This window comes from Fenollaria massiliensis (assembly GCF_000312505.2).
GTDB classification, from domain to species: Bacteria; Bacillota; Clostridia; order Tissierellales; family Peptoniphilaceae; genus Fenollaria; species Fenollaria massiliensis.
In genome coordinates this window covers 295,869-312,516 of sequence record NZ_HG326226.1, presented here as the reverse complement: position 1 = coordinate 312,516, position 16,648 = coordinate 295,869, and the positions used below count along the sequence as shown (strand labels likewise).

General features: G+C 36.5%; 15 protein-coding genes and 1 riboswitch. Of the genes, 5 read left to right on the top strand and 10 right to left on the bottom strand.

Annotated features, from left to right (window positions below; all coding sequences use genetic code 11):
• The first annotated feature begins 67 nt into the window (after positions 1 to 67).
• A complete protein-coding gene (locus BN30_RS05120) occupies positions 68 to 1,093 on the top strand; it encodes a tyrosine-type recombinase/integrase (protein WP_019214440.1) in 1,026 nt (341 codons plus the stop codon).
• Here BN30_RS05120 and BN30_RS09885 read toward each other — a convergent pair.
• From BN30_RS09885 to BN30_RS09110, 7 genes are all read right to left on the bottom strand, one after another.
• Positions 1,042 to 1,356 carry an ASCH domain-containing protein gene (locus BN30_RS09885; protein ID WP_084691375.1) on the bottom strand — a complete coding sequence of 105 codons (315 nt, stop codon included), beginning with the start codon at positions 1,354 to 1,356 and terminating at the stop codon, positions 1,042 to 1,044. The genes BN30_RS05120 and BN30_RS09885 overlap by 52 nt on opposite strands.
• A gap of 296 nt (positions 1,357 to 1,652) precedes the next feature.
• A complete protein-coding gene (gene rlmD / locus BN30_RS05115; protein WP_019214439.1) occupies positions 1,653 to 2,957 on the bottom strand; it encodes a 23S rRNA (uracil(1939)-C(5))-methyltransferase RlmD in 1,305 nt (434 codons plus the stop codon).
• Entirely contained in the window at positions 2,957 to 3,343 is a 387-nt protein-coding gene (locus BN30_RS05110; RefSeq protein ID WP_019214438.1) for a GrdX family protein, read from the bottom strand. Before BN30_RS05110 ends, rlmD begins: the two co-directional genes overlap by 1 nt.
• A 1-nt stretch (position 3,344) precedes the next feature.
• Positions 3,345 to 4,283: a DNA-binding protein WhiA gene (gene whiA, locus BN30_RS05105; RefSeq protein ID WP_019214437.1), complete on the bottom strand. Its 939-nt coding sequence runs from the start codon at positions 4,281 to 4,283 to the stop codon at positions 3,345 to 3,347.
• Entirely contained in the window at positions 4,283 to 4,705 is a 423-nt protein-coding gene (locus BN30_RS05100) for an NUDIX hydrolase (RefSeq protein ID WP_019214436.1), read from the bottom strand. The genes whiA and BN30_RS05100 overlap by 1 nt, the downstream gene beginning before the upstream one ends.
• A 5-nt stretch (positions 4,706 to 4,710) precedes the next feature.
• Positions 4,711 to 5,793 (bottom strand): hypothetical protein, encoded by a 1,083-nt coding sequence (locus tag BN30_RS05095; protein ID WP_019214435.1) that lies wholly within the window; start codon positions 5,791 to 5,793, stop codon positions 4,711 to 4,713.
• Positions 5,794 to 5,833: 40 nt separating this feature from the next.
• Positions 5,834 to 6,541 (bottom strand): hypothetical protein, encoded by a 708-nt coding sequence (locus BN30_RS09110; protein WP_019214434.1) that lies wholly within the window; start codon positions 6,539 to 6,541, stop codon positions 5,834 to 5,836.
• A gap of 95 nt (positions 6,542 to 6,636) precedes the next feature.
• Between BN30_RS09110 and BN30_RS05085 the strand changes: the two genes are divergently transcribed.
• The gene (locus tag BN30_RS05085) at positions 6,637 to 7,866 is read left to right on the top strand and encodes an aminopeptidase (protein WP_019214433.1); all 1,230 of its coding nucleotides are present in this window, start codon (positions 6,637 to 6,639) and stop codon (positions 7,864 to 7,866) included.
• A 12-nt stretch (positions 7,867 to 7,878) separates the two neighbouring features.
• The gene (locus tag BN30_RS05080; protein ID WP_019214432.1) at positions 7,879 to 9,009 is read left to right on the top strand and encodes a PTS sugar transporter subunit IIC; all 1,131 of its coding nucleotides are present in this window, start codon (positions 7,879 to 7,881) and stop codon (positions 9,007 to 9,009) included.
• 346 nt (positions 9,010 to 9,355) lie between these two features.
• On the opposite strand, the gene BN30_RS05075 is transcribed toward BN30_RS05080, so the two are convergent.
• The gene (locus BN30_RS05075) at positions 9,356 to 10,948 is read right to left on the bottom strand and encodes an ABC transporter ATP-binding protein (protein WP_019214431.1); all 1,593 of its coding nucleotides are present in this window, start codon (positions 10,946 to 10,948) and stop codon (positions 9,356 to 9,358) included.
• Positions 10,949 to 11,274: 326 nt separating this feature from the next.
• Here BN30_RS05075 and BN30_RS05070 point away from each other — a divergent pair, with 326 nt between their 5' ends.
• Positions 11,275 to 12,528, top strand: a complete 1,254-nt coding sequence (locus tag BN30_RS05070; RefSeq protein WP_019214430.1) for an ATP-binding protein — start codon at positions 11,275 to 11,277, stop codon at positions 12,526 to 12,528.
• A 304-nt stretch (positions 12,529 to 12,832) separates the two neighbouring features.
• Entirely contained in the window at positions 12,833 to 13,534 is a 702-nt protein-coding gene (locus tag BN30_RS05065) for a B3/B4 domain-containing protein (protein WP_019214429.1), read from the top strand.
• A 90-nt stretch (positions 13,535 to 13,624) separates the two neighbouring features.
• On the opposite strand, the gene BN30_RS05060 is transcribed toward BN30_RS05065, so the two are convergent.
• Entirely contained in the window at positions 13,625 to 14,818 is a 1,194-nt protein-coding gene (locus BN30_RS05060) for a cation:proton antiporter (protein ID WP_019214428.1), read from the bottom strand.
• Positions 14,819 to 14,935: 117 nt separating this feature from the next.
• A riboswitch (Fluoride riboswitch) is annotated at positions 14,936 to 15,002 on the bottom strand.
• Between the two features lie 428 nt (positions 15,003 to 15,430).
• Positions 15,431 to 15,577, bottom strand: coding sequence for an iron-sulfur cluster assembly accessory protein (locus BN30_RS10050; protein WP_019214427.1), 147 nt, complete (start codon positions 15,575 to 15,577; stop codon positions 15,431 to 15,433).
• Positions 15,578 to 16,648 lie beyond the last annotated feature (1,071 nt).

Below are 16,648 nucleotides of genomic sequence, written 5' to 3'. Positions count from 1 at the left end.
AATAGGCTATTTTCATGCCTATTATACCATTTTTTCGATGATTTTGCAATATAGAAAGGAGAAAATAATGAGAAGAGCAAACGGATCAGGATCCATAATAAAGCTAAGCGGCACAAGAAGACGTCCATATCAAGCAAAAGCACCAGGCTCATATGATCCAGTTACAGGCATTTACAGCCAAAAAACCATAGGCACATACAAGACAAGACTAGAAGCAGAGGAAGCACTCATCGCCTACATCAAAAACCCTATATCCCTAGAGAGCATAACAATCAAGCAGCTCTACACACGCTGGAGCAGTTGGCACTTTGACAACATCGCAGAGAGATCAAAAAAGAGCTATAAAAATATGTTTACCTACCTTAAGCCAATTGAAAATGTAAAGCTTAAGAATTTAAACCTATTTATCTTGCAAGATTTGCTAAACAGCTACAAAGATAAATCTCAAAGCACAATCAAACGTATTAGAAGCATGATGAGTATGTTATGCAAAGAAGCACTTAGGCTAGAGTACATCCCAACAAACTACGCAGAACTACTTGTAACACCAAAAGGAACAGCGCCTAAAGAGAAAAAGATATTTACAGATATAGAAGTGCAAAAGATGTGGTCAAGCCTTGGCAAAGTTAAAAACATCGAGATCCCTATCATACTTATCTATACAGGAATGAGAATCGGCGAGCTTGCCACTTGTAAGATAGAGTACATTAACCTCGAAGAGCACTTTATAGTCCACGGTAGTAAGACAGAATCAGGCAAGAATCGTATCATACCAATACCCAATAGACTATTGCCATTAATAAAGCAATTATGTACAGAAAACCAAACATACTTGATAGAGAAAAGTCCAGGAGTCGCCTACCGAGATGTGTATCTAGGTCAAACAATATATTATAAAGCACTAGAACAAGCAGGAGTGAGTAAACTAACTTCCCACGCTTGCAGAAGAACATACGCAACCATGATCAATACAAGCGTTTTGAATAAGCAGTATATAACAAGAATACTTGGCCATACAGACTTCGATACAACCGACAAGTACTATATAATAAACAGAGCCAAAGACCTCGTAGACGCAGTAAGTAATTTATAATTAATTACAAACAAGCACGAAACAAGCCTCAAAGCAAGCAATATACACAAGGCGCTATTATTTCTTAAATTACCAACTTTTGGTAAATCCTCATTTTCCATTTCATAAAATTTATACAGTGAAGATGTGGCGGTTTTTATTCCATGAGATATTAAATATAACAGTTCATCTTCAATACTCTCATCAAAACTCCACATAGACTCATCACTAACATTTAATTGATTTTCTTTAATGTATTTTTCAATTTGTTCTCTCATGTTCATTATTATCTTCCTTACAAATTCTAATTTACCTTATTCTTCCCCGTCCATACCTTTGACACAACCTATCAAAATATCTAAAGTGTTAAGCAATTTTCTTAATTTCCGCAAGCGAAACGAAGAGGAAATTATTGAAAATGCTTACCTACTTGGTGCTACAACCTTTTCATAATATTTATAGTGTTGCTGCAAACAAGTATTTAGAAAACATTTCTGATAACTAATTTCAAAATTTCCAGACTCTTATTGTTGAATCTAAAAATCATACACCTATTAATTTTAAGCCTTTCAAAGTCTGGTTACTCATTTTCTCTTGTCATCAATACTACGCTCTCCAAGTGTCCACTTCTTGCAAACATATCAACTGCGGCTACTCTCTCCACTTTATACACCTCACTCATCAAGGCGATGTCTCTCGCTAAGCTTGCGTGGTTACAGCTGATGTATACAATCTTTTCTACGTCGCTAGTCTTTAGCATATCTACTACTTTTTTGTCTAGGCCCTTTCTCGGCGGGTCGACGATGACTGCGTCGTAAGTTTTTTCTTTCAATACTCTATTTATCGCGTCTTCTGCTTTGGCGTGTATGAATTTTGCGTTTTTTATGCCATTTGCCAAAGCGTTTTCGTCTGCGCTTTTAACTGAGGCTTCTACGACTTCGACTGCTGTGACTGATTTTGCTTCTTTTGCGGCGCATAGGCTTATTGTGCCTATGCCTGAGTATAGCTCCAAAACGTCCATTTGCGATGCATCCCCTAGATACTCAAGTGCTTTTTTATATAAAACGTCCATCATCTCTAAATTTACTTGCAAAAATGTTTGCGGATATATTTTAAAATCAAGTCCCAAGATATTAACGCTTAAAAAGTCGTCTCCATATAGTTTAATGAATTTCCTTCCGTACAAAACTTTATCTGATTTATCGTTTATGTTTAGATAAATGGATTTGACTTTACTCATGTCGATGGCTGCTTTTAATTTTTCAATATCGATAATAATTTCATCGTGCGATACAAAGGTGATCATCAGCTCATCTTTTTCGTTGTTTCTAAAGACTATGTCCTTGATATCACCTTTCTTTGCCTTCCAATCGTAGCCCTTATAATTTTCTTTTACAAATTTTCTAAGTCCTTTGTAAACCGAAAGCGCTCCCTTATTCATGTAGAGCATCTCTTCTGAATCGACTACTGTATTTGTGCCTTCTTCAAAATAACCAATAGCTACTTCACCATTATATCCGCGAGCGACTTTGACCTGTGTATTGTCTCTATAGTGTGTTAAAGTCTTCGCCATATATTCTTCTACGTCCACGTCAAGCCCAGCCATCTTCTTAAGATTCATCTTAAGTCCATTAACTTTCCACTCGAATTCTTTTTCATAAGAAAGAGAGGATAAAATCGCCTCATCACTTGCTCCGTCCACGCGAAACTCCGATGGCGAGACTATTTGCAATACATCTGCCTCGATAAAGCTCTTCTTTTTCACTTCGTTTGTGATTGTGACTGTGTCGCCAAGCACGGCTCCTTTAATAAAATAGACCAGTCCCTCGGACTTAGCAACGCCCCTTAGCTGACTGGTCATATCTTCAATGTAAAACTCTTTCATTAGATTGAACTTCTTAAATTGATTGTGTTGTCTATGATGGAAAGGTCTATGACTTTGCAGTCGTCGATGACGCGCTCGTTGTAATCGGGTGTTTTCTCGATATTTAAAAATTTGTTAATGGTTCCGATTGCTTCTTCAATTATGATAAGTCCGTCTTGGTCTAGTCCTTTTCCTTTTTCCAAAATAATTGTCTTAAATGGTGTTTCATTCGGCTTAACTGATCCTGATAGTGGATGTGTAAGTAGTTTATATCCTTCGTGAATTAGGTCTCTCGCCTTAAGTAAAACACCTGTGTAATTATCGACTTTGTCTATGTAGATCATGTCAAAGTCATCTTTGTATTTGTCTCTAACGTAGTCGTTGTTTGTAACTATGGTTCTTTTCATTTTAATTCTCCTCATTTATTCTTAAATTTTCTGCTAGCTCAGCTAGTTTTTTAAGTCTATGGTTTACGCCTGATTTGCCAAGTTCTGGCTCCATAAGCCTTCCAAGCTCTGCAAGTGATGCGTCTCTGTTATTCAGTCTAAGTATTGCGAGTTCTTTTAAATCAGCATCTAGTGCGTCTAGGCCTATCATTTCATCGATGTACTCGATATCAGCTACTTGCCTTGTCGATGCATCGACTGTTTTCTGTATATTGGCTGTTTCGCAATTGGTCCTTCTATTGGCATTGTTCCTAACGTCCTTAACTACTCTGATATTCTCAAAGCTAAGCACCGCTCTCATCGCGCCTATAACTGTGAGAAAATCTGAAATTTCTTCAGCGCCTTTTAGGTAAGTGATGTAGTTACCTTTACGCATAACGTACTTCGCCCCAAGACCGTAGACGTTCATCAAGTCCTTTACCTCGTTTGCCTCGAACTCGCTTTCAAAGAGCATTTCGAGATGGTAGCCGCGCTCTGGATTAGTGATGGAGCCGACTGCCAAAAAGGTCGCTCTTAAGTAGCTCCTCCTCATATCGTCCGATTCTTTGATGGCTCTCGGCACTTTGTTCACGTCCAAAAAACCTTCCATGCGCGTATCTTTAAACATCTGCATAACTATATCCGTATCGTTTAGGACTATGGTATAGATATTCATCTTTTTTAGCTGCGTCATCTTTGATATGCCTACATCAAGGTCTGTATCGTATAAATTTCTGATTACTGTAAAAATTCGTCTTGCGAGAGCCGCTTTTTGCACTCTGAATGAAACAGCGACTTTCCCCGATATGAAGCTAATGGATGAGACGTATCTGACGTATGCCATAAGCTCAGCAAGGGAAGTGTCTTCGTCTGTGATCATCAGCTTAGCCGCTTCGTCCTTAGCTTTTTGTGAAAAACTCATTACTTCTCCTCATTCTTTTCTCTGTCGTACTCTTCTATAGCTTTTCTGATTATTTCTCTTTCTTGGCTGTATTTCATAAGCTTGATCGCTTCATCTCTTTCGTAAAACTTTGCAGTTTTAAAGCCTTCCATGCTCTGAGGCTTAGTGTGAGTGTCCTTTGTTGACATCAAAAAGAAGTGTACTGTCTTATCAATCCTTATGTTTCTTACCTTGTTAATGAAAGAATATTCAATCTTGCCTAAATATTTTTTAATCTCGCCAGTGATGCCACTTTCTTCCTTTACCTCGCGAAGCGCAGCCTCTTGAATACTTTCGCCACGCTCTATCCTGCCCTTTGGTAAAACGTAGTCGCCGTTGTACTTTTTCAAAAGTAGTATTAAATTGTTATTGATAATTACGCCTCCTGAGCTAAGTACCCTCACCTAAATCACCTGAACAATCTTAAAAATTTTTCTTCCTCATCTGAAATATTGTCTTGACTGAGTAAATATTCCTTCTTGATAAGTATCTCTTCTAGTTTCAGCCTGCCCTTCTTTGTTAGAGCCACGCTGTAATCAGAGTCTTCTTTCTCTATATATCCCTTTTTTAATAGCACTTCATAGGAACTAGTTAATTTTTCCTCGACAAGCTTGTCAGCCTCGTCCACTCCTAAGTAGCTAGCGATTTTATCCTCTTTTATGTCATAAAATTGATATATTAAGTAAATGTACTCATCTATGTCCTTTATGTCAAAAGTTTTGCCACTTCTTTCTTTTTCTTCGTATTTTTTCTTTATTCTAAATTTATTTCTAAATCTTTGATTCTTAGTCATCAAAAATCCAACGATTATAAATGCTAGTAAAGCCACCGCTATAAGCCCCTTAAGAACTATCTCCGAAATGCCAGGCCTATCGATGCGTGTAATTTGCGTCCTCATCAGCTCTTCGTTACGGTAGTCTTCGTAGTCCATGTCCTCATAAGGCGCGTTCACGAACTCATTTTTAGGATACTTAATGCCTATAGCTATGTCAATGGGCTCATCTATTTCACAAAGGCCAGTCTTTCCATTTGCAAATTTAGCATTAAGACCCTTCGATGTAAATAGTTCGTATACTGGCTCATCATAGTAAACACTGTCAAAAGTTATGTCGATGTCGTTGATATGCGTGTTAAATGAACGATAAAGGCCAAAAACAAATCCGTCCGCTCTTTTAAATGCCTTTGGAAGGCCCTTTATCTTGTATGAGACTTCTTTGTCGCCGCCGTTAAAGTCAAAGATGTACTTTGTTCCCGAAAGAAAATTGTCTCTAAGACTCTTTCCTTCTACATCGTAGACTTCAGCACCCTTTGGCACATCGATTGCAAATTTAAAACTTGTGTGCTCCGTCTCGATTTTAACGTCTACATACATCGCGTCCTCCATGAGATTCATCTTGTAAGTCATTTTATTTTCGCTCTTTGCAAAAGCATTAAATCCTGTCAAAACTATTAGCATGACAGAAAAAATTATTAAGAACTTAAATTTCTTCATTTGACTCTCCTCCTCGTACTCTAAATACATTTATACCCATTTACTCCATAAAAGCTAACAAATTCGCGTCCTTTTTTAAATTTAATTTATTAAAGTCATCCTCATTCATAGTGACTAGGCAAATGGCGGATGGCCCGCCCGATTTATGATAATCAAAATCATGATTTACTATGCGCGCCCTAAGTCCTGAGTGTGCCTCAATCTCAGCTATTTCATGTGCCGCACCTTTTGAGCCGATGGGAACGATGTCATGAATATAGTTTTGCTCCTTCAAATATATATAATCACTCATGCTCATGGCTTTGTCACGATGCTTTATAAGCTCCTCGCCGACAAGTGCCTGACCGATGGCGTAGACCCGATCGCCTTTTTGCGCCTTGCGTATATCAAAGCCGCGAGCCAAAACTGTAACGCCTATCCCAGTCATATTTGTTAAAAAATTTTCTTCGCTTGAGCCGGTAAAAGCATTTTCACTCGTCATGCCCGCTTCACTCATCGCCATCTTGATACCGTGAATAATTTTTTCGCCATAGGGCTCTCTTTCGTTACAAAGCGTGTCAACCAAGACCATGGGCGTGCTTCTTGCGCATAAAGCCTCAACTATTGGCACAAAAGCCGCATAATATGATACCATTTCAATGTTTGCAAAGACTTCGTCACATGGCTTCTCGCCTATGCCCCCAGCGCTGTCACAAGCAAGAACTAAATTCATTTCATCTAAAATTATTAAATCTCTAAATTTTTTCATACGGCCTCCATTACATATTTTTAATAAATATGATATAATATATATTATATCACAAGAAGAGTGTATTTAATACTTTATTTACTAAGGAGGGCAAAATGAATTTTGAAGATAAGTTAAAAAATTATGCGAAAGTTGTTATCGAAAGGGGCATAAACGTACAAAAAGGCATGCCGCTAGTTATAAATACTTCAACTGAGGCGATGGATTTCGTAAGACAATTAACTGAACTTGCCTACGATAGAGGCGCAAGTGAAGTAATTGTAAGGATTCACGACGACGAATGTGACAGAATGAGCGCGATGATGATGAGTGAAGAGGCGATCAAGCACGCACCCGAGTGGAAGCTTGATATGATGCTTGATTTTGCAGAGAGAAAAGCAGGCTTTTTATCAGTAATCGCACCGAATCCGTCTCTAATGAAGGATGTCTCTCCTGAAAGACTTATGCTTATGCGCAGCGTGAACGCAAATCTGATGAAGCCTTTCCAAAAATACACTATGAACGACATAAACCCATGGTGCGTCGTAGCTGTGCCATCAAAGGCTTGGGCAGATAAAGTTTTATCAGACGTATCTGAAGACAAGCGTATATCTGAGCTTTGGGATTTAATATTTAAGATAGTTAGAGTAGATGGCTCTGATCCAGACAAGGCTTGGGACGATTTCGAAAATACTATACAAGAAAAAGCTAAGTACTTAAACGAAATGCAATTTGAAAAACTTCATTACAGATCAAAATTAGGTACTGACCTTACTATAGAGATGCCAAAGAATCATCTATGGATAGGCGGCTCATCCATGAGCGAGACAGGCGTTCGCTTCACAGCCAATATCCCGACAGAAGAAATTTTCTCAGCTCCTAAAAGAGATGGGGTGAGTGGTATAGTTTACGCGACAAAACCATTATCATTATCAGGTAAACTTGTTGAGAACTTTTCACTAAGATTTGAGCATGGTAAATGCGTAGAAGTAAAAGCAGAGAAAAATCAAAAATTATTAGAAGATCTTATAGCTACAGACGAAAATGCTTGTATGCTAGGCGAAGTCGCTCTAGTGCAAAACGACTCACCTATTAGCAATAGTAAAAAATTATTTTACTCAACACTTTTCGACGAGAACGCATCTTGCCACCTAGCTTTTGGAGCTGCTTACCCAACTTGCGTCCAAGGCGGCGCTGCCATGAGCGAAGAAGAATTACTTAAAAATGGTATTAATGATAGCAAAATTCATGTCGATTTTATGATTGGTGATGAAACAACAGAGATAATTGGGTATAAAGATAATAAAGAATACAAAATATTTGAAAAAGGCAATTGGGCCTTTTAAGGGGGAATAATTATGAACGAAAATTTTGTATACGATGAATTTAATCCTAAGATGAAGGGCGGCAGAGCAAGCGGCATCACAGAGATTTTCCAAGCAACAAACTCCTACATCAAAAACAATATCAAGGCACTTCTTTGCTTTGCACTAGTTTACATCGTGCTTATAGGCGGATTTCTAGCCTTAAACGTTGGATCCATAATGCAAATCTCATCAGAGGCATTAAATATCCAAATGAGAAAGAATAATCAAATCGAAACAAATTTCGATGGACTTGAAGATTTCACAAACGAGCTAGATGACGCAGAAAGCTTTGATGATGTTATGAGCAGCATAAAGAGTTTTAGAGACAGAGGCGGCTTAAATGATAAAGACCTAAACGCTTTCATGAATATCACAAGAACATCAACACTTATGATACTAAGCTTCTTAATCATGGGCATAGCAATTCAATTAATCGCCATCGCCTTCGTTACACACGTTAACAAATGGATATTCAAGATGAATAGAGGTGTAAAAGACGTAACAGAGTCCGTATTCATAAAATTTATTAAAGGTATAGCAATAACAATAATCTTTGGGCTAATATCTGGCGCGACAGCCATAATCTTTGGTATAATCAGCGCTATGACAGGCTCTTATGATGCCATAGTCATAATCATGACCCTAGTTTTAGCACTAGTAAACTTCTACATCGGCCTAGCAGGAGCCTTCGCCTACTACTTAGTTACAACAAACAAGTACATCGGCATAGACACATGCATCAGCGCAGCCTTTGGCATAGTCAATAGATTTATACTCAACTGGATAGGCAAAATGCTAATTATTTATATAGGCACTTTTGTAGTAGGAGGCTTCGCAACACTAGTTATAGCCTTTATTGCAACAGGACTAAGAGCACCATGGGTATTTGCACTAGCAGCCATTCCTTGGATATGCGCTACGCTTTATTCAACAGTCTACTCACAAATGGCGATGTGCGACTACACAAACCAATACGAGTTTAGAACAGGAAGAGTAGTCAGAGACTACGACTACTACGACATCTACGAAGATGACGGATACGACTACACAGACAAACCAAGACGCTACCAAGACGACGAAGCAAGAAGCGTGGATGATTTTTATAATAACTTGGATAGATAAATTTGATTAAATTGATTAAAATTAAAAATATTGATTGAATTAGAAAATAGTTTTGAAAATATTTTAAGCGCATCATGAGGTGCGCTTTTTTTGTAGAGAGATTTGTTTTCGAAAATCTATTTGTCTGATAAGTACAAAACTAAATTGAAGAACTTAGGACTAAACGTCCTAAAACCTTTGCGCTATGCAGAGCAAAGAAGAACCCTGTCCAATATGGACAGGAACCTTTACGCTATGATGGATTACGCGAAGTGGAACTTTTAGGCAAACGGAGTGTACAAATGTACTCGAGTATTGCCTAAAAGCGAACGAGCGTAAGACGCAATTTTAACGCAAAATTATTATATTATTTTTGTAAATCTATAATATTATCAAAGAATTGTAACTTTTCATCAGAAAATTGGTGAGATACAATAATTACAAGCTTATCCTCAATTGAAAGTAAAATGTCTTCGATTTTTTTCGCTGTAGTGTCATCAAGATTTGCAAGTGGTTCATCAAAAATCAATATATCAGTATCTCTAAGTAAGGCTCTTGCTAAGCAGATACGCTTTTTTTCTCCGCCAGATAAGTTAAAGCCATTCTCAGTTATTATTTCATCCAAAGCTTTCTCTGTCGCAAACTTTTTTAAGCCAAGATTTTCAAGCACTTTAATTAAATCTTTATCCGAAATATCTCTATACATAGTCAAGTTATTTCTTAAAGAATCATTAAATAAAATTGCTTCCTGTCTAACAACCGTAGTACAATCATAGGTATTAGAATAATCATTAATAGAAATTCCGTCAAATTCAATGTCGCCTTTTGTAGGATAATAATACTTTAAAATCATATTCACAATAGTTGTTTTTCCGCATCCACTTGGCCCTTTAATTAAATAACGCTTACCCTTTTTAGCTAGAAAATTAAAATTATTCAAAATCACTGGTCCATCAGGATACGCAAAAGATACGTTAGAATATTTAATTTCTCTATCTAATTTTAATAAGGACTTTCCTTGCCTTGCGCCTTCAGCCTCCATTATAAATTTATCCATGGCTTCACATGATGGCTTAATTGCGACAAGTTGTCTGATTATTTCTGCAAGTGAAATAAGTGGATATGAAAGTTGATCAATCATGCCTATTGCTACAAAAAACTTACCAGCAGAAAATTCGCCAATAAAAACAAGCCACGTAGCAAAAATCAAAACAACAAAATATGATAAGTATGAAATAAGTGTTGTAATAAGTTGAGACACAGCTCCAAGATTCAAATCCTTAAGTAATTTATTCATAGAGCCTAAATTTGATTCATCAAATCTATCAATAATTTGTCTCTCAATGGAGAAATTTTTGATGATTTCAAAACCACTTAGCCAGTCATTTATCTTTGCTAGATTTTCTTCAACTGATTTCAAATAATCATTTTGTGCTTTCTGTAATCTTTTTTCTAATAATTTTGGAATATAAAGAGGAGTAGTTAGAAGTAAAATAGTAATTAGTGCAAGTCTCCAATCTAAAACAAAAAGAGCAACACTGACGAAAATTATTTTAAATAAAATTTCCCAAAACAGTGGTAGCATCTCAAAATGTCGAGATTTAATAGCATCAGCTTCATTCACATATTTTGCAATATATTCTCCTTGTGATCTTTCTTTAAAATCAACATAACTACGATTAATTATGCCCTTAAAAATATCTTGTTTTAATAGTTTCGTGCATCCAACAACAAATTTTGCTTTAAATAACCTATAAGCAAAATAAAACAATATTTCGCAAAAAATGAAAATAATTAATAATATCGCATATTTAACAGTAGTTTTAGTTTCGCCTGCAATTGCGTTATCTAATACATCACCTTTAAAAAATTGTAAGACTACAGCAAATATAGTACTCGTAAAAATACTTATCAATGTAAGTATAAAATAATTTAAATTTCTTTTTTTATATTTTTTCATTCTTTTAACCTCTCTATTTAATAAGTATTTGACACGCTTAAACGAGTAGTAAATTTTATAATTATTTATAGCTATTATTTTCATTCATTATACTTTCATTATAATATATTTATGCTATGATTACAATAAATAATATACAATTCTTGGTCTTTTGTCTTATTTATCAAGACATGTCTTACACTTTGGAAAGTATTTTTAATAAATTTGACTGAAAATTAAGGGGAAAATTCCCCCTAATTTTCATTTTGCATATTGACTATGCTTTCTAAATCTATTATAATATAGATAAGTAAAGGTATTGACCATATATTTATGGAGGTGATATTATGAGAATTTCAAGGGACAAGTACTTAAATGATTTGATAGTTAGGATGCATAATGGCTTAATTAAGGTTATAACAGGACTTAGACGAAGCGGAAAATCATATCTATTGTTTGAAATATTTAAGAGCTATTTACTAGAAAACAATATTAGTGAAGATCATATAATTGAAATTTCTTTGGATCAAAGAAAAAATAAGCAATATAGAGATTCAGACACTATTCTTGACTTTATAGAAAGCTCTATACTAGATGATGACGCTTACTACGTCTTCTTAGATGAAGTGCAAATGCTTAATGATTTTGAAGAAGTACTTAACTCTTTACTGCACATAAAAAACGTTGATATTTACGTTACTGGAAGCAATTCGAAATTTCTATCAAAAGACATAATCACTGAATTTCGTGGCCGCGGTGACGAGATCCATATATATCCACTTGCTTTTAAAGAGTTTATGCAAGTCTATGACGGTGACAAGTACGAAGGTCTTTCTGAATACATGGTATACGGCGGTCTGCCTCTTGTAGCCACAATGAAAAATGATGAGCAAAAGGTGAAGTATCTTGAAAATTTATTCGAAGAAACTTATTTAAAAGACATCAAGGAACGCTATAATATAGAGAAAGTGCAAGAGATGGACGACTTAATCAAGGTTTTAGCCTCAAGCGTTGGCTCTCTTTCAAATCCATCGAAAATTGCAGACACTTTTAAAAGCTCATTAAAGTCAGACATTAGCATGAATACTATAAAAAATTACATCACTTACCTTGAAGAATCTTTTTTGATTAACGAAGTCAATAGATATGATGTCAAGGGCAGAAAATATATAGGCACTCCGCTTAAATATTACTTTGAAGATATTGGCCTAAGAAATGCAAAGCTTGAATTTAGACAAATTGAAGAAACTCATTTGATGGAAAATATAGTATACAACGAGCTTAGAGCAAGAGGTTTTGTGGTTGATGTAGGTATGGTTGAGACAAAGGAAAAGAATAAAAGCGGCAATTTTGAAAAGAAGCGTCTAGAAGTCGATTTCATCGCCAATAAAGGAAGTCTCAAATATTATATACAGTCCGCATATAGCCTGTCAAGCGATTCAAAGATAAGACAAGAAAAAAGCTCCCTTCTTAATATTAATGATTCTTTTAAGAAAATAATTATAGTTAAAGACGTTATTAAGCCTAATAGAGATGACAATGGCATTGTCAGCATGAGTTTATATGATTTCCTTTTGGATGAAAACAGCTTAAGTTTATAAACTTGACTGAAAAATAAGGGGAAAATTCCCCTTATTTTTCATTTTACATATCCATTGGGTGCCGAAAACATTTTATATATAAGTACGGATACTAAACTTCGCAGAACAAATTGAATTATAGGACGAAGTGGAGCTTTGAGGCAAACGGAACGTACTAAGCGTACGTGAGTATTGCCGAGAAGCGAACGAGTTATATAAACAATTTGAATGCGAAGTGTTTTGGCTATACTATAAACATGGTTTTGCAAATAACGTCTCTTTATGTTATAATAAGTACAACGAGAAAATATTTAAGGAGGAAGAAATGAGTAAATTTATAGCGGACAAAAGCTTTTTTGAATTATTTCCTGAGGCGAAGCTTGGGGTAATTTTGATTAAGAATATGGAAAATTCGGACGAAAGCCCGATTGAAGTAAAAAAGATGCTACTTGATGCGAATGATGAGGCGGAAAAATATCTTGTAGCTGGACAGCTTAGTGAGAATAAAGAGATAGCTGTTTGGAGAGAGGCTTACAAGAAGTTTAAGACTAAAAAAGGCGCAAGATGCTCGATTGAAGCGCTTTTAAAGAGACTTTCTAAGGGCAACATCGTTGGCTCGATTAATACTTTGGTTGACATTTATAACGCTGCATCGCTTAAGTTTGCGCTTCCATGCGGTGCTGAGGACTCTGATAAGTTCGTTGGCGATTTAAAATTAACTATCACTGAGGGTGGCGATGAATTTCAAGCTATCGGCGAGGATCCGTCTGAAACTTATGAGGGCGAACTTTGCTACAAGGACGACAAGGGCGCTATCTGCAGATGCTTTAACTGGCGTGATGGCATAAGAACCATGATTACTGAGGATACTAAGAACGCTTTCATGATTATGGAACTCGTTGATCCTGATAGATATGATGCGCTTGAAGGTGCTCTTGAGTTTTTGAAGGAAAATTTGGCAAAGTACTTAAATGCGGAAGTGGCTGTTCATATATTGGATATAAATAATCCTTCAGTAGAAATATAAAGAATTTTTTGCATAAGAATGGGCATATGGTCTAAACCATATGCCCTTGTTTTATTGTATTTAATTTAATATATTGGTTTTACTGCTAGCTTATTTCTCAAGAAATTTTTTGTAGCTTAAATCCATGAGCGTCGCTCCTAATGGCGCTGTTATAAGTATCGCAAGTGCTGCGACTGATAAAATTATCTTGCCGCTTTCAAGTCCCATAGCTAGTGGCACTGAGCCTATCGCCGCTTGCACTGTCGCCTTTGGCAAGTAGCTAAAAACTGTGAATAGTTTTTCCTTCTTATTAAGTCCAGTACCTGCGGTTGAGATGATTACCCCGACTGTTCTAAATGCAAGCGCTGCAAATATCATGACGACAGCCATGAGCCCAGCGTCTAGTGTGTAGCGTATGTCGACCTCAGCGCCAACAAGCACAAAAAGCATGATCTCGGCGGCTATCCAAAGCTTAGCGAATTTTGACGACAGTCTCGAAGAAACGCTCTCCACACTCTTTATTCTGATGGTCATCGCCATGGTCACGACGGCTATAAGCGAGGAAATTGCGACTTTTTCCTTAAGTAGTCCCTCGATTGCAACTAGTAAAAAGCTTAGTGCCATGATGATTAGAGCTTTCATGCTATTTCTTATTAAATGTTTTTTCGAAAATGATTTTTCAAAGACAAAGCTCGATACAAGCCCAAAGACCGCGCCTATTGCTATGCCTAAGACTATGCTGATGGGGATCGCGGCGAATTTACTTAGGTCAACGCCTTTACCCATTGCCATGCCTAAAAAGCTTGTAAATAGAACAATTACGTAGATGTCGTCCATGGATGCGCCCGCCATAATCATTTGCGGTATGGCTTTTTTTGTGCCGAAGCCCTCATCCATGAGCATGGACATACGAGGCACAACGACTGCAGGTGAGACTGCGCTTAGTACGGCGCCCATAAGCAAGGCGTCAATGGCACGAATTTTTAGCAAAATGGGTGCAAGAAGTGCATAGCCCAAAATTTCGAAGGTCGCTGGCAAAAAACTTAGTAAAAGTGCTGGTCTGCTTGCTTTTTTTAAGTCGCTTAAGTCCAAGGATAGTCCTGCCTTGATCAGAATGATGAGTAGAGCAATTTGCCTTAGTTCAGCCGAAATCGATAGGATTTTTGGGTCTAAGAGATTTAGTACGAAGGGACCTAAGAGAATCCCTGTAAATAGCATGCCGACTATGCGTGGCAGCTTAAGCCGTTTTGATAGCTCAGCCATGATTAGACCGAGTAATAGGATAAACGCGAGTGATTGTATCATAAAAACTCCTTTCTTTTGCGTTTAAACATGCCCTTGAGCTCGTTCCGCAAAATATATTGTTCTATTTATAATTCTTGTTATTATATAATTTAAGCCACAAAAAAAGCTGCTGCTCCTGTAAAAACAGAAGTCATCAGCTTATAGCGGTTTCATTTCGTGGGAGAACTTCATTCCCATGTATTTATTATATAATTATTTTAATTAATTTTATAGATTTTGTCAAGTGCTTTTATATAATTTATTTAATTATTCATGTTACTGAGCCTAAGCACACTAAAGTTCTTAGGAAAAGAAGAACCCCGTCCATAAATGGACGTGAACCTTACTGCTTCGCATCGAGATGATTGAAGAACCTCGCTTATCTAATTATTCTGTGGGTCAAATCAAAAATTTACACCGAATAAATTTTGCGAATATAAGAAGAACCCCGCCCATAACTGGGCGTGAACCTTTGCGCTATGATGGATAAGGCGAAGTACAGCGAGCGACCGACTGAGGTGTACATACAAGTACTCCGCAAGGAGGAAGCGAGCGAAACAAGCCTTAGGCGCAATTCGAAGAACCCCGTCCATAAATGGACGTGAACCTTGGTGCTTCGCACGAACGCAAAATTTAATCAACGTAGACTTGAAAGCCCTTAGCCAACGGATTACTTGAATAATCAATCGTAAATTTTTCAATATAATCCATATTCTTGTTCACACAAATTTTAAAACCATCAACGTCCATGATTATGTCGTTTTCATCTGACTTATCCAAAGTCACGCCATAGATGGCGCCCCTTCATGAGTAGTTCAAAACTCTTATGCGTAGGGCCTTGTCTTTATTTTCCTTCACGCCAAGCTCATTAAGCCTTGCCGCTGCTTTATTTTTTATTTCTATTTTCATATCATCACCCGCCTATATATACCCAAAGCTATAAAATTTATCTATACTTTCAATGTTTTTATAAAGATTTATGAATGATATTGCCATTATAATGGAAAAACGTACTACTAAAGTATGAATTTTAAAAAAAGTACTTGACAAAATCGATTTAGCATGCTATACTATAACCAAGATAGATGGATAACATCTATTGAAAAAGAAAATTAGCTCCATCCCTTGACTTTATATAGATACGAAGCTAAATATTTTAGCAAGGAATGAATGACTTAATTTTTACTATTTGAGAGCGATAGGTGGATCAAAGGTAAATAAAGTCTAAATTAGATGAACCTCAAGCGGCGATGGCTGCAAGAGTGCTTGTTTAATCATATTCTCTTAATTCTTATATAAGAAGAATAAGATATTTATTAGTGGAGGTAATTTAGAAATAAAATTTAATATTTATGACGATGGTAGATGACATGTGTTAAAGGTCACGACTATGAAAAGACTTTTATTCATCTCTTAAGGGAGATTTACTTATCTTTTCAAGGTGAAAATTAAACAATGAAGTGCATATGGATGAATCTACAAAGTAAGATCGCTAAGAAAGGATGTATAAGATGTTCTTTTGAAGCACACGAACGAAAGGAAGTTGTTAAAGCGATGATTGAACCTAAAGGAAATCGTCAAGGGATGGATAGCTAGTATTTGATCTACTAGCTATTTTTATTTGTTAATTTCTTGTTAAAACTAGCCCTTGCGCTCATTCGCTTTTCATCAATGCTCGAGTACTTTTGTACACTCCGCTTGCCTCAAAGCTCCATTTCGCGCAATCATCTAGTTTTTCCTAAGAAATTATAATTATTATGAGACTATCTTTTTAAATATTAGCTTTTTTTGTGTTCAAACGCCAATCTCAGCATAGCGCAAAGGTTCTCGGCCATTTATGGGCGAGGTTCT

Excerpts from the sequence above, each read along its gene's own strand:
- BN30_RS05070 (WP_019214430.1), top strand. The coding sequence starts at position 11,275 with ATGAGAATTTCAAGGGACAAGTACTTAAATGATTTGATAGTTAGGATG.
- BN30_RS09885 (WP_084691375.1), bottom strand. The coding sequence starts at position 1,356 with ATGAACATGAGAGAACAAATTGAAAAATACATTAAAGAAAATCAATTA.
- BN30_RS05110 (WP_019214438.1), bottom strand. The coding sequence starts at position 3,343 with ATGAAAAGAACCATAGTTACAAACAACGACTACGTTAGAGACAAATAC.
- BN30_RS05120 (WP_019214440.1), top strand. The coding sequence starts at position 68 with ATGAGAAGAGCAAACGGATCAGGATCCATAATAAAGCTAAGCGGCACA.
- BN30_RS05095 (WP_019214435.1), bottom strand. The coding sequence starts at position 5,793 with ATGAAGAAATTTAAGTTCTTAATAATTTTTTCTGTCATGCTAATAGTT.
- rlmD (WP_019214439.1), bottom strand. The coding sequence starts at position 2,957 with ATGAAAGAGTTTTACATTGAAGATATGACCAGTCAGCTAAGGGGCGTT.
- BN30_RS05065 (WP_019214429.1), top strand. The coding sequence starts at position 12,833 with ATGAGTAAATTTATAGCGGACAAAAGCTTTTTTGAATTATTTCCTGAG.
- BN30_RS09110 (WP_019214434.1), bottom strand. The coding sequence starts at position 6,541 with ATGAAAAAATTTAGAGATTTAATAATTTTAGATGAAATGAATTTAGTT.
- BN30_RS05085 (WP_019214433.1), top strand. The coding sequence starts at position 6,637 with ATGAATTTTGAAGATAAGTTAAAAAATTATGCGAAAGTTGTTATCGAA.
- BN30_RS05060 (WP_019214428.1), bottom strand. The coding sequence starts at position 14,818 with ATGATACAATCACTCGCGTTTATCCTATTACTCGGTCTAATCATGGCT.
- whiA (WP_019214437.1), bottom strand. The coding sequence starts at position 4,283 with ATGAGTTTTTCACAAAAAGCTAAGGACGAAGCGGCTAAGCTGATGATC.
- BN30_RS05080 (WP_019214432.1), top strand. The coding sequence starts at position 7,879 with ATGAACGAAAATTTTGTATACGATGAATTTAATCCTAAGATGAAGGGC.
- BN30_RS05075 (WP_019214431.1), bottom strand. The coding sequence starts at position 10,948 with ATGAAAAAATATAAAAAAAGAAATTTAAATTATTTTATACTTACATTG.